At 38.4% G+C, this 24,223-nt stretch carries 22 protein-coding genes; 8 read left to right on the top strand and 14 right to left on the bottom strand.

The genetic code is table 11. The annotated features are described in order from the left end of the window. Positions 1 to 48 precede the first annotated feature (48 nt). Genes ACOKFG_RS07890 through ACOKFG_RS07875 form a run of 4 tightly spaced genes read left to right on the top strand, consistent with a single transcriptional unit; the run spans position 49 to position 2,373 of the window. The gene (locus tag ACOKFG_RS07890; RefSeq protein ID WP_298794687.1) at positions 49 to 657 is read left to right on the top strand and encodes an LUD domain-containing protein; all 609 of its coding nucleotides are present in this window, start codon (positions 49 to 51) and stop codon (positions 655 to 657) included. Between the two features lie 4 nt (positions 658 to 661). Then, positions 662 to 1,465, top strand: coding sequence for a phosphatidate cytidylyltransferase (locus tag ACOKFG_RS07885; RefSeq protein ID WP_298794691.1), 804 nt, complete (start codon positions 662 to 664; stop codon positions 1,463 to 1,465). Beyond that, the gene (locus ACOKFG_RS07880; RefSeq protein ID WP_298794693.1) at positions 1,455 to 2,120 is read left to right on the top strand and encodes a phosphatidylserine decarboxylase family protein; all 666 of its coding nucleotides are present in this window, start codon (positions 1,455 to 1,457) and stop codon (positions 2,118 to 2,120) included. The genes ACOKFG_RS07885 and ACOKFG_RS07880 overlap by 11 nt, the downstream gene beginning before the upstream one ends. After that, the gene (locus ACOKFG_RS07875; RefSeq protein WP_298794695.1) at positions 2,113 to 2,373 is read left to right on the top strand and encodes an acyl-CoA-binding domain-containing protein; all 261 of its coding nucleotides are present in this window, start codon (positions 2,113 to 2,115) and stop codon (positions 2,371 to 2,373) included. The genes ACOKFG_RS07880 and ACOKFG_RS07875 overlap by 8 nt, the downstream gene beginning before the upstream one ends. Before the next feature lie 69 nt (positions 2,374 to 2,442). Here the strand turns inward: ACOKFG_RS07875 and ACOKFG_RS07870 are convergent, their stop codons facing one another. Continuing rightward, positions 2,443 to 4,797, bottom strand: coding sequence for a spondin domain-containing protein (locus ACOKFG_RS07870; RefSeq protein WP_298794697.1), 2,355 nt, complete (start codon positions 4,795 to 4,797; stop codon positions 2,443 to 2,445). A 309-nt stretch (positions 4,798 to 5,106) separates the two neighbouring features. On the opposite strand from ACOKFG_RS07870, the gene ACOKFG_RS07865 reads away from it, so the two are divergent. After that, positions 5,107 to 6,261, top strand: a complete 1,155-nt coding sequence (locus ACOKFG_RS07865; protein ID WP_299488910.1) for a LytTR family DNA-binding domain-containing protein — start codon at positions 5,107 to 5,109, stop codon at positions 6,259 to 6,261. Between the two features lie 18 nt (positions 6,262 to 6,279). On the opposite strand, the gene ACOKFG_RS07860 is transcribed toward ACOKFG_RS07865, so the two are convergent. From ACOKFG_RS07860 to ACOKFG_RS07845, 4 genes are all read right to left on the bottom strand, one after another. Beyond that, positions 6,280 to 7,203 carry a DUF5777 family beta-barrel protein gene (locus ACOKFG_RS07860; protein WP_299488907.1) on the bottom strand — a complete coding sequence of 308 codons (924 nt, stop codon included), beginning with the start codon at positions 7,201 to 7,203 and terminating at the stop codon, positions 6,280 to 6,282. Next, positions 7,193 to 7,738 carry a YceI family protein gene (locus ACOKFG_RS07855; RefSeq protein ID WP_298794703.1) on the bottom strand — a complete coding sequence of 182 codons (546 nt, stop codon included), beginning with the start codon at positions 7,736 to 7,738 and terminating at the stop codon, positions 7,193 to 7,195. The genes ACOKFG_RS07860 and ACOKFG_RS07855 overlap by 11 nt, the downstream gene beginning before the upstream one ends. Next, positions 7,731 to 8,171, bottom strand: a complete 441-nt coding sequence (locus ACOKFG_RS07850) for an OB-fold protein (protein WP_422862147.1) — start codon at positions 8,169 to 8,171, stop codon at positions 7,731 to 7,733. The genes ACOKFG_RS07855 and ACOKFG_RS07850 overlap by 8 nt, the downstream gene beginning before the upstream one ends. A 289-nt stretch (positions 8,172 to 8,460) precedes the next feature. Beyond that, on the bottom strand, positions 8,461 to 9,747 hold the full coding sequence (locus ACOKFG_RS07845) for a sterol desaturase family protein (protein WP_298794707.1): 1,287 nt from the start codon (positions 9,745 to 9,747) through the stop codon (positions 8,461 to 8,463). Between the two features lie 82 nt (positions 9,748 to 9,829). Here ACOKFG_RS07845 and ACOKFG_RS07840 point away from each other — a divergent pair, with 82 nt between their 5' ends. Further along, entirely contained in the window at positions 9,830 to 9,964 is a 135-nt protein-coding gene (locus tag ACOKFG_RS07840) for a hypothetical protein (protein ID WP_298794709.1), read from the top strand. A gap of 64 nt (positions 9,965 to 10,028) precedes the next feature. Here the strand turns inward: ACOKFG_RS07840 and ACOKFG_RS07835 are convergent, their stop codons facing one another. The 5 genes from ACOKFG_RS07835 to ACOKFG_RS07815 all read right to left on the bottom strand — a co-directional run bounded on the left by ACOKFG_RS07835 (position 10,029) and on the right by ACOKFG_RS07815 (position 15,804). Continuing rightward, a complete protein-coding gene (locus ACOKFG_RS07835; RefSeq protein ID WP_422862146.1) occupies positions 10,029 to 12,320 on the bottom strand; it encodes an FdhF/YdeP family oxidoreductase in 2,292 nt (763 codons plus the stop codon). A 122-nt stretch (positions 12,321 to 12,442) separates the two neighbouring features. Then, complete coding sequence (locus ACOKFG_RS07830; RefSeq protein ID WP_299175528.1) at positions 12,443 to 13,309, bottom strand: RNA polymerase sigma factor; 867 nt, start codon at positions 13,307 to 13,309, stop codon at positions 12,443 to 12,445. Position 13,310: 1 nt separating this feature from the next. After that, positions 13,311 to 13,721 (bottom strand): YybH family protein, encoded by a 411-nt coding sequence (locus ACOKFG_RS07825; protein WP_422862145.1) that lies wholly within the window; start codon positions 13,719 to 13,721, stop codon positions 13,311 to 13,313. A 387-nt stretch (positions 13,722 to 14,108) separates the two neighbouring features. Next, positions 14,109 to 14,801 (bottom strand): LytR/AlgR family response regulator transcription factor, encoded by a 693-nt coding sequence (locus tag ACOKFG_RS07820; protein WP_422862144.1) that lies wholly within the window; start codon positions 14,799 to 14,801, stop codon positions 14,109 to 14,111. A gap of 4 nt (positions 14,802 to 14,805) precedes the next feature. Further along, positions 14,806 to 15,804: a sensor histidine kinase gene (locus ACOKFG_RS07815; RefSeq protein WP_422862143.1), complete on the bottom strand. Its 999-nt coding sequence runs from the start codon at positions 15,802 to 15,804 to the stop codon at positions 14,806 to 14,808. 206 nt (positions 15,805 to 16,010) lie between these two features. Between ACOKFG_RS07815 and ACOKFG_RS07810 the strand changes: the two genes are divergently transcribed. Next, on the top strand, positions 16,011 to 18,401 hold the full coding sequence (locus tag ACOKFG_RS07810) for a TonB-dependent receptor domain-containing protein (RefSeq protein ID WP_422862142.1): 2,391 nt from the start codon (positions 16,011 to 16,013) through the stop codon (positions 18,399 to 18,401). An 86-nt stretch (positions 18,402 to 18,487) separates the two neighbouring features. Here ACOKFG_RS07810 and ACOKFG_RS07805 read toward each other — a convergent pair whose 3' ends face one another. The 3 genes from ACOKFG_RS07805 to ACOKFG_RS07795 all read right to left on the bottom strand — a co-directional run bounded on the left by ACOKFG_RS07805 (position 18,488) and on the right by ACOKFG_RS07795 (position 22,223). Next, positions 18,488 to 18,928 (bottom strand): carboxymuconolactone decarboxylase family protein, encoded by a 441-nt coding sequence (locus ACOKFG_RS07805; RefSeq protein ID WP_298794717.1) that lies wholly within the window; start codon positions 18,926 to 18,928, stop codon positions 18,488 to 18,490. Between the two features lie 64 nt (positions 18,929 to 18,992). Beyond that, positions 18,993 to 19,568, bottom strand: coding sequence for a Crp/Fnr family transcriptional regulator (locus ACOKFG_RS07800; RefSeq protein WP_298794718.1), 576 nt, complete (start codon positions 19,566 to 19,568; stop codon positions 18,993 to 18,995). A gap of 30 nt (positions 19,569 to 19,598) precedes the next feature. Then, a complete protein-coding gene (locus tag ACOKFG_RS07795) occupies positions 19,599 to 22,223 on the bottom strand; it encodes a valine--tRNA ligase (protein WP_298794719.1) in 2,625 nt (874 codons plus the stop codon). Between the two features lie 196 nt (positions 22,224 to 22,419). Between ACOKFG_RS07795 and ACOKFG_RS07790 the strand changes: the two genes are divergently transcribed. Beyond that, positions 22,420 to 22,809 (top strand): DUF1573 domain-containing protein, encoded by a 390-nt coding sequence (locus ACOKFG_RS07790; protein ID WP_422862141.1) that lies wholly within the window; start codon positions 22,420 to 22,422, stop codon positions 22,807 to 22,809. Positions 22,810 to 22,862: 53 nt separating this feature from the next. Here the strand turns inward: ACOKFG_RS07790 and ACOKFG_RS07785 are convergent, their stop codons facing one another. Then, positions 22,863 to 24,200: an aspartyl protease family protein gene (locus ACOKFG_RS07785; protein WP_422862140.1), complete on the bottom strand. Its 1,338-nt coding sequence runs from the start codon at positions 24,198 to 24,200 to the stop codon at positions 22,863 to 22,865. Between the last annotated feature and the right edge of the window lie 23 nt (positions 24,201 to 24,223).

Here is a 24,223-nt window from a genome sequence, read left to right as displayed (position 1 = left end):
GTTTTCATTATACAGTATCACATCGGACAACTATTCTTGATACCATAAATGGGAGTTTTTGACAAACTTTTTGGAGGTGGTAAAAAGGTTTCTAAAGAAACCATGGAAACTCGCGGGGAACACATGCCTGATTTAAAAATCCCCGTTGATGAAAAGTTCACCATCTATTTCAAAAAGAATGGTGGAAAGTTCATTTACTGCGAAGACGACTCCGAGGTTTCAGAAGCACTCCAGAATATAATTTCTGAAAATGATTGGCAAAACCATCTCTTCTATGTGATGGATCAAAGACTGAAAAGTAGGTTCTCTTCTGAAAAAATAGAATTCACTGAAAATAGAAAGGAGAGTAAAATCTTCTTCACCACATGTGAGCATTTAATAGCCCATAATGGTTCAATTTTGGTGTGTTCCAATCAAATCAAAGAAAAGAAACTGGATGAGCTACCTGCAAATCTCATCGTCTTTGCTACAACCAGTCAACTGGTCGATTCCATCAGCGAAGGACTCAAGGTCATCAAGGAAAAATATCAAAAGAATATCCCCAATAATATCACCACACTAAAACATTTTCAACCCACCCCAGAAAACAAAAATGATTTTCTTTCTTACGGTAGTGCCTCAAAAAATGTATATCTTTTACTGCTAGAAGACTACTAACTACATGAAAGAAATCCTAAGACGCTCTATTACAGGGCTTATCTATGCAGTACTTCTGCTGGGCACAGTATTTTTGAGTTCAGATGCTTTCGATTTTCTTTTTATGGTATTTGGTCTGGCTTGTTTGTACGAGTTCAAAAAAATTGTCCGATTAAAACATTACTACATCTTTGTTGCCTACCTAGCCCTCTGGTGGGTATTTATTTATTTGATTCAGGACAGTATTTTAATTACTATTCTAATGCTGCTTACCATTACCGTAGACTTGGCATTGTTGGTCTTCTTGTTTTCTAAAAAAGAAAAGCATTTTACTGGTCTTCAGAAGTTTGTCATCGCCGTTTTTTACATCGGAGGTGGTTGTATTTTCTTGACCATGATACCTTATAAGCAAAATTCTTTCGCCCAATTCCTTATCATGGGCATCTTTATTTTAATATGGGTCAACGACACATTTGCTTATTTGGTGGGTCGAACTTTAGGCAGAACTAAACTATTTCCTTCAGTTTCTCCAAAAAAAACTGTGGAAGGTTCTTTAGGAGGTCTTATTTTTGCATTAATCGCGGCTTATATTTTAGCCAAATATGAGACCAGCTTAACTCTTTTTCAATGGATGGTGTTGGCCACAACAATTGTGGTTGCCGGAAGCTTGGGAGATTTGTTGGAATCAAAATTTAAACGGGTAGCCGGCGTCAAAGACAGTGGAGCTATTTTACCAGGTCATGGTGGAATTTGGGATCGTTTAGATAGTCTTGTATTTGCCGCGCCATTTGCGTATTTGATACTTAATATATTTTCATATGTTTCATAGAGAAGGCCAAAAAATCATAATTATCACTTTTTTTACTGTGGTAGCTATGGTCCTTTCTGCACAGTTTTACATCAATATTGAATGGGTTCGGATTGCTGTCCAGGTTGTTGCCCTGGTTCTTTTGATACTTATTCTGCAATTCTTCAGAAATCCAAGACGTTTGGTTACGCCAAATTTTGATGAAATTTTGGCTCCTGTGGATGGTAAGGTGGTGGTCATTGAAGAAGTGGAAGAACCGGAATATTTTAAAGGGATGCGAAAGCAAGTATCCATTTTTATGTCACCTTTGAATGTACATGTTACAAGATATGCCGCCAGTGGTACAGTAACCTATTCCAAATACCATCCAGGAAAATACTTGGTTGCATGGCATCCCAAATCAAGTACTGAAAATGAGCGCACCACTGTGGTGTTGCACACACCAAAATTTGGTGAAATTGGATATCGGCAAATTGCAGGGGCATTGGCCCGTCGTATCGTAAATTACGCTGAAGAAGGTGAGCAAGTAGCACAAGGCCAGGATGCTGGATTCATAAAATTTGGCTCAAGGGTAGATTTATTTTTGCCTTTGGATTGTGACATAGCTGTTAAATTGGGTCAAAAAGTGGTAGGCGCCAAAACCTGTATTGCATCATTTAGGGAAAAGGATGACTAGTGAAGAACTAAATATCCAGTTTAAAGAAGCTGTTGCCTTTGTAAATAGTTATACAGAACCTATGCCAGCAGATTTATTGCTCAAACTCTACGCCTATTTTAAAATTGCCAATAAGAATTTCGACAACCCTGGAAGTAAGACACCTTTAATCAATGCCTTCAAGGCAAATGCACTTATCCAAGCTAAAAGCATAAGTGTTGAAGAGGCTATGCGCATGTATATTCAAATTGTAGATACTGAAATTAGAAAGTAGCTCCAAAAAAAGAAGAGCCAGAAATAAATTTCCAGCTCTCCGCAATCCAAAAAACAAAAACGGTCCTGATTATTGAGGTTGAATCTCAATCTTAATCACATTGTATCCTCCACGGGGGTCATGAAGATATACAACACCAGGGCCATTGTCATAAACACCTTTGCCAAATTGTACGTCCTCCAAATCGCTAACTCTTCGGACAGCTGTATTTGCATCCGAAGGACCTTCATTCAATCCTGATTGTCTTGGAGCTTGATACATTCCAAAACCTACAGCTTCGTCTACCTCGGTACCTGCATCATATAGATATGACTTTTCACTTGCACCAAAACCAGAAGCAGGAATACCATTTTCATCAAAAAGTGGATAACCTGCATTGTTATAGGCTAAAAACCAATCGTTGGTATCAACGAACATGGTAGCGAATCCAAAACGATATCCTTGGTCTTGTGGTACTTCAATAGAGAATGTCAAACTTTGACCTGGACCTACAGGAGCAGCTTCATTACTAGCGGCCACCGGATATCCCAAACCGTTTAGGTAATCCACAGCTACGCTATTTACTCCATCTTCGGCCAATTCCTCTAATCCGTTACCGGTTGGATTGGTCTGACCTTGCAATACCAATGGATCACTTGCACTGTTGAAGGCATATACCAAACCTGGCGAGAAAACAGTTCTGGTCGAAGCCAATCTTAGGAAAGAACCTCCTGAACCGGTTTCTTTATAAAAGTTGTACAAGGCACCAGGCATTCCATCTTCCGCAATTCCTTCAAGACCATATCCTCTATCTGGCTCACCTACAGTAAACAATGGTTCGTTGTTTGCATGCAATACAGCCATACCAGGAGTTACAACAAAATTGGCAGTGTTGATAGCAGTAATTCTCAATGTGAATGTACCAGCAGATTGACCATCACCGGCGGCATAGGTAAGAACAGCAGTTAAATAGTCATTACCTCTCATACCACCTCTATCTACCAATCTAACCAAGTTGTTAGGGTCAGCTGGACCTACATTGGCTCCAGCAGGAGGAAAGTAAGTTGGTTCATTGTCAATTTCGGTTCCTAAATCATACAGTACCAATTGGTCGGCAATATCTACATTGTTCAATGCTGAACCATTTTCCCAAAGACTAATTCCAGCTAAGTCCTCAGGAGCCAAAAACCAATCATTACTGTTGCCCATCATGGTCACAGGAGTGATTTTTGTACCAGGAACTGCTTGGAATGTAATTTCGTAGTAGTCATTATCCTGGTTCAATGGACCTGTAGTTGCAGCTTCACCAGTTCTATTTCTTTCACTGAAGGTATGTACGTTGAACACTTCAGCTGCATTTGTAATCGTAATATTAAATGTTGTGCTAGCTGTTTCAATATCATTGGCTACCCCAAAAGAAGGCTTGGTTTCTTCTGCCCAATCGGATGCAGCGTCTCCTTCACCATCATATTCGATACTGCTTGTAGCATTAACAGTTGCTACAAACTCACCAACTGTCCAAATTCCAGCTTCTACGGCAACATTTTCTCTAGCGGCGCCTGCAGCACCCCATTGCACGAAATCCATGATTGCATTAGAATCGGTAAAGGAATTGTTTGAGTATAATCCCAATCCACCTTGATTATCTGGCAAATCATAGTTTACCACTACAAATTCACCTGCATCTAAGTTTGTATCTCCACTTTCAATAGTGGCTGCACTTAACTGAACATATTGTCCAGGTCCAAGACAAAGCCAATAAGAGCTAATATCAGCAGCTACATTACCATTGTTGTAAAGCTCAATCAAATTTCTATTGCCAAATTGTACTTCGTTTATTACAATTGATCTTACTTCTGCGGGAACTGTCAATACGTTGTCAGCTCCAATGGTCACGGTAGATGTTTCGGCCCAGTTGGACGCACCATTGCCATTACCGTCATAAACAATACTGTTATCAGCACTTCCCATTACAGGAACAAACTCTCCGGCTGTCCAAAGACTCGCCGCAACTGCTACGTTCTCTCTAGCGGCTCCTGCAGCACCCCATTGCACGAAATCTACAATAGCACTTGAATCGGTAAAATTGTTTGATGAGTACAGTCCTAGACCACCTGCTGCCTCTGGCATTTCATAAGAAACACTTAGGTATTCTCCAGCACCAAGGTTTACATTTCCTTCCGTTACAAGACCTCCAATTTCTGAATATTGACCTGGGCCTAAGCATAACCAATATGAGGATAAATCAACACTAGCATTGCTATTGTTGTAAATTTCAACACGATTCCCGAGATACTCCACCTCGTTAAGCACCACCGTACCGGTAGCCGTAGGATTGTCTCCTCCAGGAGTTGGGTCATCAGGAACACCAACGATAGGATCGTCTTCTGAACATGCAGCAAACAAAAACACTGCTGCGATAATTTTTAAGAAATTCTTTTTCATAGTAATTTAATTTAGATCGTAAATGATGATTATAATTTTGATAGGTCAAATGAACAACCGAGACCACCCTTATTTCAAAAAAAACAGGGTGAAGCTGAATTTTAAGCCTTAAAAGTGAAATTTTCGTATTCTTCGCAACCCTCGTCTTTATTGACACTCTGATGTAATACACGAGTGAAAGCCCTTGTTCATGGGATTAGTTCGCTGATTTAAAGGGCAGCTTGAAAATATGGCTTCACTTCCGTTATTTTAATCCATAAATCCTATATTGCATAGCCCTTGTAATGGGCTTTTCCCTTTTTTGGAATTATGCGGAAAGACCGACTTTACTTTTTTACATTTTTAGCCATTGCAATCATCTTTGCAATCATTGGTGGTATCACCGCTCAATATTTTGTTCGTATTAGCACCGACCAATTGTTGAGTACCCAATTGGAATCCAGTAAACGCGAGGCCAAAGAGGTTGCTTCTCTCATTGAAAATCAATTGGAAAATGGTATTTCCAAGGAGATTATAATTGAAAATGTTCAAGAAACCATTCAAAGCACACATGAAGAATCAGGTTTTATAAGCATAATGGACTGGGGAGGTAAGAGCATTTGTCACCCTGAAAACCAACAGCGCGGAACCCAAATTGGATTCAATCAATCCATATCTATGGCCATTGATAGTGAAATCGGTTCTGAAGATTTTTATAATCTTCTTACCGGAGGTAAAGGTTCTGACCTGAGTGACCAAAACCTTAGCAGTGAAAAACAACGGACAGGTATCCTTTATATTTATCCAATAAAAAATTCTGATTGGCTTGTCGCTGCCCATGCCAACTTCAGTAAAATGTCATCGCAAATAAAAACCCTTCGCAATCGATTTTATACACTTTTTAGTATTGTTGGTTTTATTGTAATCTTGACTTCGGTTATTGCCGTAAGACTCATAGGCAGTTTATATGAGAAAAAGTTGGAAACCAAAAATGAGGAGTTGGAAAGTGAGGTCATCAACTTAGCCAAATTGAATAATGATTTGGGTAAATACCAAAAAAGGGTCGAAGAGGCCACTAAAACTGAAAAAGAAGTAGATAAAAACGATCAAGGAGCGAACGAAAAGAATAAAAAGCAAAGCGATAGTGGCAAAAAACGTATCCTTACGTATCTCCGAAATGAGCTTTTACCCATTGCAATTGATGATATCGCCTACATTTATACAGAGCATACCATAACATATGTGGTAGATGTGAGGGGGAAGAAATCAACTACGAACAGCAGTCTTGACGAACTTTATTCAGGGTTGGATAGCAGTTTCTTTTACCGCGCCAACCGGCAGTTTATCATTGCTATTTCAGCTATTGAAAAAATAATCAGATATAGCAACAGTCAATTAAAGATATTGGTGAACCCCAATTCCGAAGTAGACATAATTATCGGAAAAAACAAAGCTGCCGAGTTTAAACAGTGGCTGAACCTCTAGGTAAATTCTCTGATCCTTTTATTCTTTCACACTCTTAATAGAGCGCTTTTTTTGGTTGAAATGCAGCACGTAAGTAGCATTTACCCCAATATGTAAACGGCCTGCATTGAAATTGAAGTTGTTTGGCGCGAGGGTATAATTTGAAATATCGTCGAAACTCTTTGCGTTGGTCAATGAAAACTGAAGTATCAAATCACTGATTTCCCAATTTACGCCTAGTGAAAATAAGTTAAAACCTTCTGGCCCTTCTTCCCTTCCAAATAGATAATAATATTCGGAAACCAAAGAAACATGGTTGCTCAATTTATAACGTCCCCCAAAACCTAGAGAGAAGTAGTCCGTATTGTTCAGCGGTATGTTTTCATTTCCTAAATGAATATAAGTAGGAGCAATTTGAAAGGATAGATTCCGGTCAAACTTTCTGGCGAAAATGGCCTGCGTCACCCACGATAATCTATCAGCTGAATCACTTGGTAGTTGAAAACCAATAAAATCCCTTGTAAAATAGGAAGTTCCTTGCACCAAAGTGATACCCAAAGGTGTAGACCCATCATCTGTTTGGCGCACCAAACGATATTTTGCGAAACCATTGAGAATACCATCCAAAGTTGTAGCTCCAACACCAAAGGTGAATCGATCACTAAATGAATATCGAACCCCAAAATGAGCAGAAAAACGATCGGCACCGAAGCTTTGTCCAGTCGTATTATTAGGAATATTCCAATATCGGGTTCCAAAGGTAAACTCCATAACCCCCTTTTTCCTGGTCTCTACCGACTGACCTAATAAAACCCTGTTGGCCTTAAAAGTGGCCTGGGTAAAGTATTTCTTTTCATTGGATAGTTCTTTATCCAATAAATCCAGAATATCTTGCCCTTTCATCGAAGCCAAGCCGACAAAAAAGCCAAGTATAAATACAATTTTACTTTTCTTATTCTTCATAGGGTTCGTATTCAAATCTGAACATTACCTGTATAACTTTAGCGATATTGGGTGTAAGTAAGGGAGGCACTTTGATATTAAAATCTTGCACAGGCACTTCAAAATCACCCATCAACACTAATTTGTCGTCCGAACTTTCAATCCTGACCTTAATTTCAATTTCTTTTTTGGCCCCGTGCATTTCCATATTCCCTTTGATAAAGGCAACACCGTTGTTTAACGAATCGGCTGTAAAATCAACAATTTTGCCCGAAAAATTGGTTTTGGGATAAATGTCTGACTCTACATAACTTTCGTTAAAATGTTCTTCCATTAGAGACTTTTTAAATATAAAAGCCCGCATCAGCATGCTGACACCTACAGTTCCATCACTTTTATCAATAATGCTGTAAACTTGATTATTCGTTGCCTCAATGTCTTCTACGGAAGTATATGAAAAAAAGGAAACTTTGCCTTGCCTGGCAATAAGTCGGCCGTCGTTTTGACAATAGGCCCCAAAATGCAGGAAGATAAAGAGGATGAAAAATTTATTCACGGGTTTTTTCAATTGGTATGCAATTTAACATTATTACGTCGAAAAGGAATCCTTTACAAATTCCCTTAATCGCAAGGGTATCGCCAATATTCAAGGCTCCAATGCGGTTTTCTGTGGAAGGCATCATATCGCAAATCACAAAACTTTGTGCAAATCGTTCACTTTTTAACAGAATTGTCTGTCGATTGTTTATGTAGTTGATTTTTTTAATCACTCCTTTCACTTCAATCGTTTTTTCTACAAAAGAATTGCTAGCCAGTTCCTCATTTGTAGTAAAAATTGAAATCAGCTCATCGGCACTTACTGTATCTTGAGTGATACTATTATGGATATCGACCAAAGCAGGTCGATTGAATTCATTGTGGATATAGATTGTAATGCACAACATGGCAAAGATCATTGCGAAAACGACGATGTACACTTTTTTCTTCATTACAGTCTTAATCCAATCCTAAAGATAAACTTTAACATTTTAGAAAAAGGAGGGGCCATTGTAAGATGGCCCCAATCCTCTTTCGCATAACAACCTTTTTTGTCTTAGTAAAGACAGGAACAAAGCAACGCAATAGTGAAGGTGCCTTTACCATAAATCTTGGTGAAACTGAAAATCTGGGGTTAAAAGTGAAACATTTGCGGATAACCCTTTAAATGATACTATACCTTTTTAAGTACTAGCTAACAAACTGAAAGTTTTGGTACGGACAAAATTTAGAATTTGATCATCACACGCTGCTTGATGGATTCATTGTGATTTCTTTATCCGAAACCTTATCATTCCTGCGACCAAAATGAATCCCTCCTAAAAGGGTTATTATGAAATATAATGCTACCAAATACGACCCGAATGGTAGATACATATTTATACCAAACCAATCTCCTGTGATATAAATCAATGCAAGCCCTAAAATACTTCGAACAACCTCTATCCACATCGCATACCTTGTTCTATCCATTAAACTTGTGTACCCATAGATTCCTAAAAAAACAAAACCTCCAAATAAAAGCAGATTGTTGAATCCTATTTCGGCATAATTGTAAAACATAAATAGTAACAACGCTGTATTCGACAACAATTGAAAAATAGCGTAGAATTTTAAACTTGGCGATGCTTCGGGCTTATATTTTTCGAAGTTATAGACATCCGCTATTGTTGAAATAGGATACTTCCGGGCCACATCTGATGGTCGCCAACCAGTGGGCATAAACCAAATCCGAAATTTATCCCATACATTTTTAGTTCTCCAAGCATCTTGACATAACCTCCAAAAATGTTGAAAGTTGATTAAAATAGGGTTCCAGGTAGCGGCTGGTTTTAACACCCCATATTGCGGAGGCACATTATCCATTTCCTCCTGAAATGTCCCAAACCACCTATCCCATATACATAGTATTTGTCCCAGATTTTTATCAATATACTCCGGATTTATAGCGTGGTGCACACGATGTTGCGAAGGCGTAACTATGATGTATTCCAACCATCCCATCTTTCCAATATGCTGTGTGTGATACCAGAATTGTGCAAACAAATGGGCAGGAGCCAAAATCGCTATCACTTCACCTGGGACTCCTAAAAAGGCCGCTGGAAGCAATAACAAGGGAAAATAGCCCACAACATTTGAAATGGACTGTCTTAGCGCACAAGCTAGATTAAATTCCTCACTACTATGATGAATTACATGCTGGTTCCAAAAAATATTGACATGATGGCTTAATCGATGGTTCCAATATCCTGCAAAATCAATTGCCATAAATGCAACTAACCATACTACCCAGGTCGCCTCTATTTGAATTAGGGCCAAGTTTTCCACCAAATATGGATACGTAACCAAAACTACGGCCAAACCCAATGAATCTTTTACAATGTTTGTAAGACCAGAGCTGAGACTACTCACAGTGTCCATAACCTTGTGTTTTTGGTTCTTGATAAAATGTCCATATAATACCTCAAAAAGAACCAATCCTATAAAGAATGGAATAGCATACAATAAGGCAGTTGCATAAGTCTCCATAGCTCACAAAATTTTAAATTTTACTAGGTGAGATTGTGAGTTAAATTAATTGAATTTTTCTAAACCGGTAAATTTTTATTCAATGATGCCCAATGGAGAAGTTTCTTTTCAGTTACCTCTTGTGAAGTCTGGAAATGGTTGCGGCGCTCCACCACTAGCTACTGAACGCTCACTCAAAGGCGCTACTGCACATAGAGTTTCTGAAATTGCTCCCTAGAATCCATAAGTGATGGTCTTTTTTATGAAATTTCGTCGGTTGATGTTTTGCATATGAATCAAAGTTATAACTGCTTTACTTCTATTTTTACAATGACCGATTTACTGGCCGGGGTATTACTCTTTTCGGCATAAAGGTCAATGGGGACCAAAACATTGGTTTCAGGAAAATAGGCGCACAAATTCTTGGTTGGAATATCATAAGGAATCACCTTAAAATTCTCAGCTCTGCGAAGCTTTCCAGAATAATTGCTTGTAACATTCACAACTTGCAGAGGTTCCAATCCTTTTTCCTTAATATCACTTGGATTCATAAAAATCACTCTTCGCTCACCATAAATACCGCGATATCTATCGTTTAAACCATAAATAGTGGTGTTAAATTGATCATGACTGCGAACGGTCATTAATATAAACTCGTCTTCTGACAACTGGTGGTCGGGAAGTTTACAAATAGAGAATTGAGCTTTTCCTTGTGGTAATTTTGAAAAATCCGCCTCCCTTGTGTTATTTGGAAGATAAAATCCAGAGCCTTTAGAACGATTCGAATAATCTTTATACCCTGTAAGCACCTCGGAGATTTTTTCTCGGACCAAATCATAGTCCTTTCCTAAAGTCTTCCAATCAATTGTAGAACTTTCCCCAAAATAAGTGCTTGCAATTTCCGCGATTATTTCAGGCTCACTTTTCAGTTGGTTACTAGCCGGTTTCAAGCGACCTTTGCTTTGATGTACCTTGCCCATACTGTTTTCAACTGTGACAAATCGTTCCTGATCTTGCTCCGTCCTTCCTAATGTGGGCAAAATCAATGCTGTTTTTCCAGCTGTTAAATGCGTACGATTCAGCTTTGTAGTGATTGATACTGTCAAATCACAGTTTTCCAATGCTTCTGCAGTATATATGGTATCGGATGCAGCGGAAACAAAATTTCCACCTAGTGCGATGAACACTTTGGCCTTACCCTGATACATAGCCTGAATGGCATTAACCGTATCCAATCCTTCCTGATTGGGAGGATCAAATTCAAAGACATCTTTAAGTGCTTTGTTCAACGGGTCTGAAACATGATGCATAATTCCGACGCTCCTATCACCCTGCACATTGCTATGCCCTCTTACTGGGCAGGTACCAGCTCCTTTTTTCCCAATACTTCCTTTGGCTAGCAACAAATTCACGCATTCCTTAATATTTTCCACACCATTTTTATGTTGTGTAAGCCCCATGGCCCAACAAATGATGATTTTCGATTTCTTTGCCAGCAAATCAACTGCCAACTCCACTTGAGATGAATCCACTCCGCAAAGTTCAAGTAGTTGGTTTTCATCATGCTTGTCCAAATCTGCCAAAAGAGCATCAAACCCATTGGTTTTATCTTGAATAAAATCGTGATCAAAAACGGATTCTCCATTTTTTTCTCTTTGTGCCAATCGTTTCATGATAAGCTTAAGCAAAGAAACATCTTGATTTATCTTGACTTGAAGAAAAATATCGGTTAATTGAGTTCCTCTCCCAATAATTCCACTTAGTTGCTGCGGGTTTTTGAATCTATTGAGTCCGCTTTCAGAAAGTGGATTTACAGTAATGACCTCACCTCCGTTTTCTTTACACTTTTGCAATGCAGAGAGCATCCTCGGATGATTTGTTCCAGGGTTTTGGCCGATGACCATGATTACCTCAGCTTCGTGTAAATCTTCGAGCACAACAGACCCTTTACCTATACCAAGTGTTTCCGAAAGTGCCACACCGCTAGACTCATGGCACATGTTGGAACAATCGGGCATATTGTTCGTTCCGAATGCGCGAATAAACAATCCATATAAAAAGGCCGCTTCGTTACTGGAACGACCCGATGTGTAAAATATCGCCTCATCAGGTGAACTTAGGGTATGTAATTGTTCAGCTATAAGTTGGAAAGCATCGGTCCATGAAATGGGTTCATAATGAATCGAATCCGGTCTTAACACAAAAGGCTCGGTTATTCTTCCACTTTTTCCGATTTGATAATCGGTCCAAGTAGAAATCTCCTCGACAGAATATTTTCTAAAAAAAGTACTATCGACACGTTCAAAAGTTGACTCTTCGGCTATTGCTTTGGCCCCATTCTCACAATACTCACCTAATTTGGAAGGTGTAGCAGGATCAGGCCAGGCACAACCTGGACAGTCAAAACCTTCTTTCTGATTCATTCGTGAGAGTGTATTCAACGAACGAAAAAGACCTGACTCCTTGCTCACATGTTCCAATGCTGCCTTTATCCCCGGTATTCCTGCCGCATATGAAGATGGCTCAGTGATTTTCAATTCAGAAAACTCAATATTGCCAGTATATGAAATCTTACGTTTGATGGAAGTCGACATAGGATAAATAACTTACCCTAAAGATATGGATAGCTTATGATTTCTACCCAATCTCGACAAGAAACCTTAATTTACCCCATATACCATGGTCCAGCATCACATAATTGTAAATCTTATCTGATTTATAGATTGAACGTATCTTTTATAGTTTGCGTTGAAAGCAGTTTTTTTATGGAATCTAACTTATCAGGACTTCTTAAAAAAGGATGTTCTTGATACAATCTTTGATAATCTGATAGCACCTCACCGGAATAAGTTTCTATTTTCCTATCAAGAACTTTATCTATGCTATTTATCACATCCTTTTGAAAATTTAACTTTATAGGATCAACGTATCCCATTTTTATGAAGCCCGCTGTCTTCCGATGACACCTGCATGGATTTGATTTATTTATAAGTCCACATTTATGGTTCATGAAATTATACAGCTGCTTTTTTGCCCTATGAAGCTTAACCCTAAAGTTTTCTTTAGAAATTTCCATTATTTCACTTCCGACCGAGTCTGGAAATTCGAACAGTTCACCAATTATATAAATGAGCCGTTGTTCCCTATCAAGACATAAAAGCATTCCTTTCATGCAACTTATCTTAGCCTCGTTGACCAATAATTTTTCTTCGACTTCATAAGAATAATTGGAAAGGGATTCATCTGGTAATTGATCCAACCCCTCTCCAAATTGTTCAAAGGTCGGGGCATTAATCTCGTATTTACCCCTCTTCATATTCAAAAAGTGATTTTTCACTATTCGGTACATCCAGGTTCTGAAACCGCTTTTTTGCTTAAAGGTTTCTAACTTGGTAATCACTTTAATCATGACCTCCTGGGTTAAATCTGCAGCCTCGTCCCTATCGCCAACAAAAGTGAGGGCAACATTGAAAATCCAATCCTGGTTTTTTTTTATCAAAAGCTCCAAAGCACTTTTATCCCCGGATAAAGCATGTTTGATGAGAACTTCATCTGATTGGTTTTCTTCGTTCTTTACACTCATCCTATTTATTTATTAGATAGTTCCCATGAGGATTGTCAAAAGTCATAAGCCATTTACCGTCTTTCTGTCTGTGTAATGTTGCAATCGAAAGTCCGGTTTGTTGAATTTCCGACCCATCAGGAGCCACTCCCTTCATAATCCATGGGGCAATATGCATTGCCATATCTCCATTGACAAAAACTTCATGCCCTTTGGGATACTCAAATTTAGGATTTAATGTAAAAGCTCCCAGAAACATTTCCTTAAGTGCATTAAAGTCTGTTACTGGGGTCTCAGGTTCAAAAATAACCACGGCATCCTTTTCATAACTGGACATCACACCTTCGATATCCTTCGAATTAAAGGATTGTGTCATTGCTTCTATTGCATTTAATATATCTTGCTGATCTTCTGAAATTACTGTTTTTTGCATAACTTTTTGTGTTTGAGAATTCATACTTGTGGCCATACCTAAGCATATGACCAGTGTAACGTAAATGTGCCTTTTGTACATCATAATTTTTGCTTTATGATTTAGACACTTCTCAAAACACGACTGTTACAGTTGTTGGAAAGATATTTTATAAATGCCGCTCACTTCATAAGAAAATCTATTTCTTCATGTACTTTTTCTGTGAGCATCGCTAGGGTTAAAATCCTGATTGGCTTGTGGCTGTTGTATATGCTATTTGTGCCAAAGAAGTATTGGATGGTAATTTGTATGAAGAATAGTTATCCATTTTTTCAGTTCTAGAATTAGCTCTACTTATAACCGGGAGTATTGCAAAATGTATTAAACTTTCCGTCTCAGGTTTTTATTCTATTTGAGTACATTTTTTATAAAATGCTCCTTGAACGCCCTTCCGATGGGAATTTTGATATCATTTGAAAGGTAGACCTGGTTACCTACAAGTTTCTCAATTTTTGTTGTATTGACAATATGTGATTTGTGCACCCTTACAAATTGCTTTTCCGGAAGATTTTCCTGCCAATACCGCAAAGACTCATGTGACAAATATTTTTTTTCCTTGGTAACCACCTCTGTATAATCGGAATCGGAATCAATATGAAGTATGGCATCCAACCAAATCTTTATATGTTCATGCCCAGATTTAATGTACAAATAGTCTTTTGTTTCCCCCATTGTTTGTTCTTCCTCAACAATGTTTTTTATTGGCACTTTGGCAACGGCTTTTAAAAATCTTTGGAACGAAAAGGGTTTAAGAAGATAATCCACAACGTTAAGGTCATATCCTTCCAACGCGTATTCTGAAAAGGCGGTTGCCAGAATCACATTTGGTGGATTTGGCATTGTTCTTAAAAATTCGATACCGGAAATTTTAGGAAGATGAACATCCAAAAAAAGTAAGTCAACGCGTTCCAGCTTCAAGAATTCCATGGCTTGCAGTGCATCTGGGAACACTCCAACCAAGTTTAGTGAACCCACATCTGATATAAATTTTTTCAGGATGCGTTGTGCAGGTGGTTGATCTTCAATAATGATACAATTCATCAGTCTAAGATTTTTCCAGTTCCATGGTCAATGTCACCTTGAATTGATTGTTCTTCTCAATAATTTCGAGTTCATGCTTGCCAGGATACAGCAGTTGCAGCCTTTTTTTTACATTCTCAAGACCAATACCCTTGGCGATGGATTCCATATTAGTTGATGGAATGAAATTATTCTCACAACTTAGTTCCAACTTATGTTTATCCTGACGTAGGCTAATATCAATTTCAATATCTGATGATTGCCCCGCTTGGCTATGCTTGAACGCATTCTCAATAAAAACAATCAAAATGAGCGGTGTAATTTTATATTCCGATCTTATCTTTTCAGATGTAAACCGTACCTTCCCTCTTTCCTCAATCTGCAATTTGGACAATTTTATGAAATTCTCAACCTGTTCTACTTCTTTTTTTAAGGGAACGTAGTCCTCCTTGCATTCATACAGCATATAGCGTAGTACCCCACTCATTTCCAAAATAATTCCTGGAGTTTTTGGGGAATTCTCCAAGGCATAGGAATACAAGTTGTTCAAGTTGTTGAATAAAAAATGAGGATTGATCTGGGAACGTAGGAATTGAAGTTCGCTTTCCTTGACTGCACTTTTAAGCTCGTCTATCTGACTTTGCTTTTGCAAAGCATCCCATGCAAACTTAAATCCACTTAATATGGCCATTATGGGAATCACCTTCGCTAAAGAGTAGAACACCCCAGGGAATCTACTTGCTCGTCGGGTGCCGGGGAAAAGAATTTGTTCTAAAACTAACTCTTCCAATAAAATCAACACCGTAATGATTACAAGAACACCGGTAAAAAACAGCAAATATCTTTTTTGATACAGAAATTTCGGCATTAAGTAATAGGCTATAACAACAGAGGCCAAAGCATAGCTTAGAAAAAATATTACCTCGGAAGCATCAATTTCGGGATGTCTTCGATCATAGGAATAAAACAAAAAGACCAAAAGATGGAGAACAATCTGAAAAAAAAACTCTTTTCGTGAAATCAACTATATATGCTTTAATAAGTATAAAGCTATTAGTTATTGTCTAACAAAGAAAAAGTTATGCCGCAAACAACAATATTATGTCCTTTAACGACATTTGACCATTATTTTTCATAAACCCTGTTGATTAGGGCATAAGGCTGGTCGTTCACAGAATTTGCTCCTTTTTTTTCCAATTTCATGCCATATTTGGGTAAGCAATACAAATTATGAAACTGTTTTCGCCCACAAAACACGGCTATCTGCTAGTCACGATACTTTTTTTTATGATAGGGTTGGCCAATGCTCAGCAGCGCCAAGTCATCTTTAGCGGAAAAGTAATCGATAAATCCACAAAACAAGCGGTTGCCTACGCAACTGTTATGATAGCGGACAACCTAACAAAAAAAGCAATATCTGGTACCACAACCCTTGAAGACGGGTCATTTTCATTAGAAACCTCCGCCAAAGACTTTTATATAGAGGTCAGTTTTATCGGTTTTGAAAAACAGATTATCAGACCTCAATCCTTTCAGGGTCCAAGAATCGATTTAGGAAATATAGAAATTGAGGAAGATGCCCAAAAATTGGAAGAAGTCGTAGTTGAAGGAGAAGTATCAAAAACTGTTTTTAAACTGGATAAGCGGGTGTTCAATGTTGGAAAAGACTTGAGTACTACTGGCGCAAGTGCCCTGGAGGTACTAAACAATGTTCCCTCGGTAAATGTGGATATTGAAGGGCAGATCAGTTTAAGAGGGAGTCAGGGGGTTCAAGTACTTATTAATGGTAAGCCGTCTATTATCGCCAGCGATGAAAGTAATGCTCTAGGGACCATTACAGCAGACATGATCGATCGTGTAGAGGTAATCACCAATCCATCCGCCAAATACGATGCCGAAGGTACTTCGGGTATCATCAACATCGTAATTAAAAAAGAGGAACGCCGCGGTTTAAACGGGTCTGTATCCGTAAATACCGGAGCGCCTAATAATCATAGTGTCGGCATAAGTTTAAATAAAAGAACGGAAAAATTCAATCTATTTACGCAGTTGGGTGCTGGGTATCGTGAGCTTCCAAATGATAGAGAAAGTCGAAATACCGATTTGGTAAACAACACTACCATTCAATCCATAGGGGAAGAATTTAGAAACGAAGCCTACTATAATTTTGTTTTGGGAACGGATTACTATTTAAATCCTACTAGTGTATTGACCCTATCCGGAAATTTTGCATTGGAAATTGAAGACCAACCATCAACCACGAATTTTGTTTCTCTTACGGGAGCTGATATTGTTACATCAGAATGGGAACGAACCGAGATTACGGAGGCTACCAACCCAAAATTCCAATACGAACTGCAATACAAGAAAGATTTCAAAGGCAACGAGGATCACACGCTACTGTTTAGCACATTAGGAAACTTTTTCGGGAAAGATCAATCTTCAGAGTTTAATGATGTTACTATTTCAGGTGCAAACAGCGATGATATGCAACTAACCCGAACAGATTTTAAGGAAGCTGTATTTACGTTCAAATTAGATTATACCAAACCGTTTACGGATGAATTGACCTGGGAAACTGGCGCGCAATATGTGCTGAATGATGTAAGTAACGACTATGAAGTTCAAAATTTGGTAAATGGCGCATTTGAAGTAGACCCTGGCTTAACAAACATTTTTGAATACGACCAAAAGGTATTGGGACTTTACACCACTGGAGCGTATGAAGGAGAAAAGTGGGGAGTAAAAGGCGGATTGCGTTTGGAGCAGACCAATTTGAATACCTTTTTGACCAATACCGGCGAAGATAATTCTCAGGATTATTCCAATCTGTTTCCCAGTATGCATACTTCGTATAAATTTTCTGAAAAAATATCGTTACAGGCCGGATACTCAAAGCGTATTTATAGACCAAGGCTTTGGGATTTAAACCCTTTTTTCAATATCCGCAACAATTTTAGTATCCGACAAGGGAATCCAGAACTCATGCCAGAGTTTACCGATTCTTATGAAGTAACCAGCATCTTTTTTATTGGGAAGACTGCTCTTAATTTTGGGGTTTACCATCGTTATACCGACGATGTCATTGAACGTGTGTCCACTTTCGAAAACAATGTAAACACCACCAGACCCGAAAATATTGGAACTAATAAAACCACGGGAATTGAATTCAATACCAAGTATAGTCCTGCCAGGTGGCTGACGTTCAATGGAGACTTTAACTATAGTCAATTCACCAGAGAAGGTACCTTTCAAGACATTAGTTTTGATTTTAACGCAGATAGATGGTCATCAAAACTGATGACGAAATTGAAGTTACCCGCGGAAATTGATCTTGAGGCTACCGGAAATTACAGGTCCAATTATCAAACCGTGCAGGGGGAGGTACAAGAAAACATCTTCATGGATTTAGGTCTTCGCAAAAAGTTGATGAAGGGCAAAGCAATCCTAAATCTCAGCATACGCGATGTTTTTGCATCCAGAATCGGCGAAAGTCAAATTGCCCAGGCTGATTTTGAAGTTTATAATCGTCGACAACGAGGACGTTTTGTGGCTTTTGGGTTTAGCTATGGTTTTGGAAAGGGTGAAGCCATGCAATATTCAGGTGGGAGAAGGAGATAGTTCTGGAGGTAAAATATACAATAGACACGGTTCAAATAAGCATTATGAATCCCTATTCGAACCGTGTTGAGAAAATCTTTTCGTTACTAGTCAACAATTGGTTTATGGGTACTAATCGCGATTCTATTCCACGCATTGATATTTACAACCGCCATAATAATTAATGCCAAATACTTTTCATCAAACCTTTCAATAGCCTTTTTATACGTTTTAGCAGACAAACCTTGATCTTGAATCATGGTAATCTCCTCAGTTATCTGCAATATAATCTTCTCTTCTTCGGAAAAGATTGTTGTTTCCTTCCATGCATCCAATAGAAAAACACGCTCTTTTGTTTCTCCATTCTTCATGGCGTCCTTAGTATGCATATCTAAACAAAAGGCACATCCATTTAACTGGGATGCTCTAATATTAATAAGCTCTTTATGCGTATTGCTCAATTCACTTTGCATAATAATACTGCCAAACGCATACATAGCATTAAAAGAAATAGGTTCGGTTACATCAATTTGAATTCTCTTGTCCATTTTTACTTGTTTAGAATTATGATGTAAAACTATTCCCGTTCGAAATGAAAAAACTTAAACTGGTTTAAGAACGCTTTTTAGCTCTAATTTCGCTAACATATTCTGGGGTAAGACCCAAGAAAGAGGCAATCAGATATTGAGGCACTCTTTGGGCAAATTCAGGGAAATGCGCAGTAAAGTGAAAATAAATTTCTTCTTTGGAAAAACTATTCAGGTATTTCATTTTCCTAATTGATGAGCCGTAGGCTATTTGATAAACCCTCCTGAAGTATTTTTCAAGTTGTGGAAACGTATGTAATAGTCGCTCTTGTTGATCGTAGGAAATTGATAGTACTTGCGCATTTTCAACAGCTTGTATGTAAAAATCTGAAGGATTTCTTTCTGTATATGCCAAATCATCTGTCATCCACCAATTTTCCAATGCGAATTGGATGGTTTGCTCTATTCCCTTTTCACTGATAAAGTACATCCGAAGACAACCTTTTTCCACAAAAAAAATAGAATTGCAAAGTGTTCCAGCCCTTGCTAAAACCTCCTTTTTCTCAACCTTTTTAACTTCAAAAAATTCAATAATATCTTTAAAATCCCCCTTTGAAATTTGGACAAACCTATTAAGATGTTCAAAAAGTTGTTGCGACATTATCCAAGCTCCAGTCGATTATCCTATTCTCTACTCTAAACTAGCCAAACTCTTTTCTAAGGTCTCTATTTTGGCCTCCGCATCAGCGGCTTTCTTTTTTTCAATGGCCACTACTTGTTCAGGTGCATTGTTTACAAACCTTTCGTTGCTCAATTTCTTTTGTACCGATTGCAAAAATCCTCTGGTATAGTTTAATTCCTCCGTAATCTTTTTGATTTCTGCCTCAATATCGATTGCACCACTCATTGGAATGAAATACTCATTGCTTTTTACCCTAAAACTCAAAGCGCCTTCAAGAGTAGAGTTTACCACATTGATTTTCGAAAGATTCGTCAATTTAGTAACGATTACATCCATTTGACCGTCAACCTTTTCACTATTTAATACGGAAAGCTCAAGGGCTTCTTTCTGAGGAATATTTTTTTCCTTTCGAATTGTTCTAATCCCTGAAATTACTTCAGAAGCAAAGTCAAAATCTGTTATAATAGACGAATTTACCTTCTCCTGTTTGGGCCACTTTGAAACAATCAATGCTTGTTCCGGTGTCCGTTCGGCTATGTGCTGCCATACTTCTTCCGATAAGAAGGGCATAAATGGGTGTAAAATCTTCAGATTTTGTTCAAATAAATGAATCACAGCGTCATAAGTAGCCTTATCTATGGGTTTCTGATAGGCTGGTTTCACGATTTCAAGCAACCAGGAACAGAAATCATCCCAAACCAACTTGTAAATGGCCATTAAGGCATCAGAAATTCGGTATTTGGAAAAATGGTCTTCAATTTCCACCAATGTTTGGTTGAATTTGGATGTGTACCACTCAATTCCAATTTTGGCCGCTTCCGGTTGTGGTAAATCTGCCACTTCCCAACCTTTTATCAGTCTGAAAGCGTTCCAAATTTTGTTAGCAAAGTTTTTACCCTGCTGACATAATGCTTCGTCAAACATAAGGTCATTACCCGCCGCAGAGCTCAATAAAAGTCCAACGCGTACACCATCGGCTCCAAAATCCTCAATCAACTTGAGTGCATCAGGAGAATTCCCTAGCTGCTTGGACATCTTTCTGCGTTGTTTATCGCGCACCAGACCAGTCAGGTATACATTTTCAAACGGTCTTTTGCCACGATATTCGTATCCCGCAATTATCATTCTCGCAACCCAGAAAAACAAAATGTCAGGTCCGGTAACTAAATCACTCGTAGGATAATAGTAATTAACCTCATCATTTTCTGGCTCTAGAATACCTCCAAAAACGCTGATAGGCCATAACCATGAAGAAAACCATGTATCCAAAACGTCTGGATCTTGGCGTAAATCGGAATCTTGGATATTGGGATTTTGGGATTGTGCTTTTTTCAACGCTTCTTCCCTACTTTCCGCAACCACAAAATCATCTTTACCATCCCCAAAATAATACGCGGGAATTTGCTGTCCCCACCATAATTGACGGGAAATATTCCAATCACGAATATTTTCCATCCAATGACGGTAGGTATTCTCAAACTTCTTAGGATAAAGCTTTACATCATTTGTCTGTAACACTCCTTCAAGAGCAGGTTTAGACAAGTTTTCCATCTTTAAAAACCACTGATCCGACAAACGAGGCTCGATAACTGCTTTGGTACGCTCAGAGGTACCAACTTTGTTGGTATGTTGTTCGGTTTTTACCAAAAAGCCTTTTTCTTCCAATTCTTTGGAGATTTCTTTTCGTACAACAAACCTATCTTTTCCTTGATAATGTAATCCATAAGAATTTAGCGAGGCATCTTCATTGAAGATGTCTATAACCTCCAATTTGTGCTTCTCACCAAGATTCTTGTCATTTTCATCATGGGCAGGGGTCACTTTTAAGCAACCTGTACCGAATTCTATATCTACATACTCGTCTTCTATGATTGGAATCACTCTATTACAGATAGGAACCACAACCTTTTTTCCCCTTAAATGGTGGTATCTCTCATCATTTGGGTTAATACACACTGCTGTATCTCCTAAAATAGTCTCCGGACGGGTGGTGGCAATGGTTACTTTTTCATCTGAGCCCTCAATTTGATAGGCCAAATAATATAAAGTACCCTGTTTTTCCTCATAAATCACTTCTTCATCGGAAAGTGTAGTTTTTGCTTCAGGATCCCAATTTACCATTCGAAACCCTCTATAAATAAGGCCTTTTTCGTACAAATCCACAAAAACCTTGATTACAGAAGCTGACATATCGTCATCCATGGTGAATTTTGTACGGTCCCAATCACAAGAACAACCCAGTTTTTTTAGTTGCTGCAGGATAACTCCACCGTATTCATCTGTCCAATTCCAGGCATGTTTAAGGAACTCTTCTCTGGTTAGATTTGCTTTCGCAATGCCTTCATCCTTTAATTTGGCAACTACTTTGGCCTCCGTAGCAATAGAGGCATGGTCCATTCCAGGTACCCAACAGGCATTCTTCCCTAAAAGTCTGGCCCTTCTAATAAGCACATCTTGTAGCGTATTGTTCAGCATATGGCCCATATGAAGTACTCCGGTGACATTTGGCGGGGGGATTACAATAGTGTAAGGCTCCCTTTCGTCCGGTTTTGAACTAAAAAAATCATGCTTTGTCCAGTAGTTGTACCAGTGCTCTTCTACCCTATTGGGCTCATATTTTGATGGAATTTCCATTTTTCGGTATAGTTTTTGTCTTTTTTGACCCGGATTGGTGTCTGGATGGGTTTTTGCAATATTAATTTATTGTAATTCCTCGGCTAAAGGCCAAATCCGAAATACGAAACAAAAATAAGTAACGTTATTACATAACAAAAGAATTTTGGATGCAGGTGTGAAAACATTTACATTTGGAGTTCACCCAAAACTAGAAATGATGAAAAAATCTGTACTCATGTTATTTGTCGGGCTTCTTTCTTTAGGCACCTGCGCCCAGGAATCCGCGGCAAAAATTGAATTTAAAAGCGAAACCATCGATTACGGTGAAATCGCTAAAGGGAGCGATGGTGTTCGAGTCTTCGAATTCACCAACACAGGTACTGCACCATTAGTAATCAGTAATGTAAAGTCTAGCTGTGGATGTACTATTCCTAAGAAACCTGAAGATCCGATTTTACCTGGTAAGACTGGAGAAATACAGGTTAAATATGATACGAACAGAGTTGGCCCTATTAGAAAGGCCATAACTGTCACCTCTAATGCCGCTACTGCAACCAAGGTCCTTAAAATTAAAGGAACGGTAAAGGCCGAAGGAGCCAAATAGTTATAAAAAATATTTATTGAAGAAAGCCTTTTCGAATATCCGGGAAGGCTTTTTTAGTCGAATACACTTTTCAAAACAAAGGAGAACAGCAAATCTTGATTATAGCGTTCTATAAGTACGCGTACACGTTTTCCTTCCCTTTCGTTCAGCATTTTTAGCACTTCTTGGAGTTTATATTTATGGATGTTCTTTCCATTCACGGCCAAAATTACATCTCCCTCCTGCAATCCCGCTTCCGCAGCCGGACTCCCAGCACGAATACCAGAAACGATTATTTCTGGCACCAAACTCAACCGAGTTTTGTTTTCAAGAAGAATCTGAACATTTCCAAAGGCGCTACTATCATCATTTTTTACGACTCCATTGAAACCAGCAATACTTTCGGCTATATATCTAAGTCCGTTGTGCTGTAAGGCTATACCTGCTAGATTATATTGAAACGGTGTTTTGAAGTTTACATTCTTTTTAAGGGTAACCTGTCCGTTACCATAGTCAAAAATCAGGTTAAACCGTTTTAATATTTCACCACCAACACTACCGTTACGATCGCCTAAATTCTTTAAATAACTATAGGATTCTTTATAGGGAAAAGCGGCCTTCGCATCTTTTAATTCAAAATCACCTAGCTTTATACCGCTTACTTTGGTTCGTTTTCCGAAAATATCACCACTTAATCCCCTTCCTAGATAATCCTCGTAATTCTTATCCGGTATTTCCAATCCATTTTCCGGCTGATGAAAAAGCCAGAGTGCATCGCTACTTCCGGTATCCACCAATAGCTTCACTTTAACATCTTCCTCATCTTTCATTAGGACTATTCCTTCTACATAAGATTTTCCTCGCTCAACAAACAACGGTAGTGTTTGTGATTTACTATGTGGATTGTGCTTATACAAGTTGGGGTTATGCAACTTTATATGGTGTGTGACATAATTAATTTCTACAATAAAATCCCGAAACACGTCATATCCTAAAATTCCATGTACAGGAATACCAAGCGATGTCGAAAAGTTGATTTCCTTATCTAAAATCACATAAAGGTCTTGATCATAGTTTTTCGCCTTACCAAGTTTAAACTTATTTCCAATAGACCTCAGGGCCTTCATCGGCTCTCCATCACCCAATCCTTTGATAGTAACTTCGGAAACATTGTTGATCTGAATAGAATCTTGGTCGGAGAGATTAAACAATATGGGTTTGCTTACCCCGGAATCTAGGACAAAAGTCAGCTCCGCCCCATTAATTTCTACAGGAACTATCATCAGATTGTTGATGAGTTGAAAACGAAGTTTTTGGTACTTCTGGTGTTGTGGCAACTTAAATCCCTGTGCAGAAACCAAGAAGGGAAGCATTACAAAAAGAATCGCAAAAAAATGTAGGTTTTTCTTCAATTTGCTTACTTCTAAATGGTTAT

Source organism: Flagellimonas rhodophyticola (assembly GCF_049332665.1).
Taxonomy (GTDB): domain Bacteria; phylum Bacteroidota; class Bacteroidia; order Flavobacteriales; family Flavobacteriaceae; genus Flagellimonas.
This window is presented reverse-complemented; position numbering and strand designations above follow the sequence as displayed.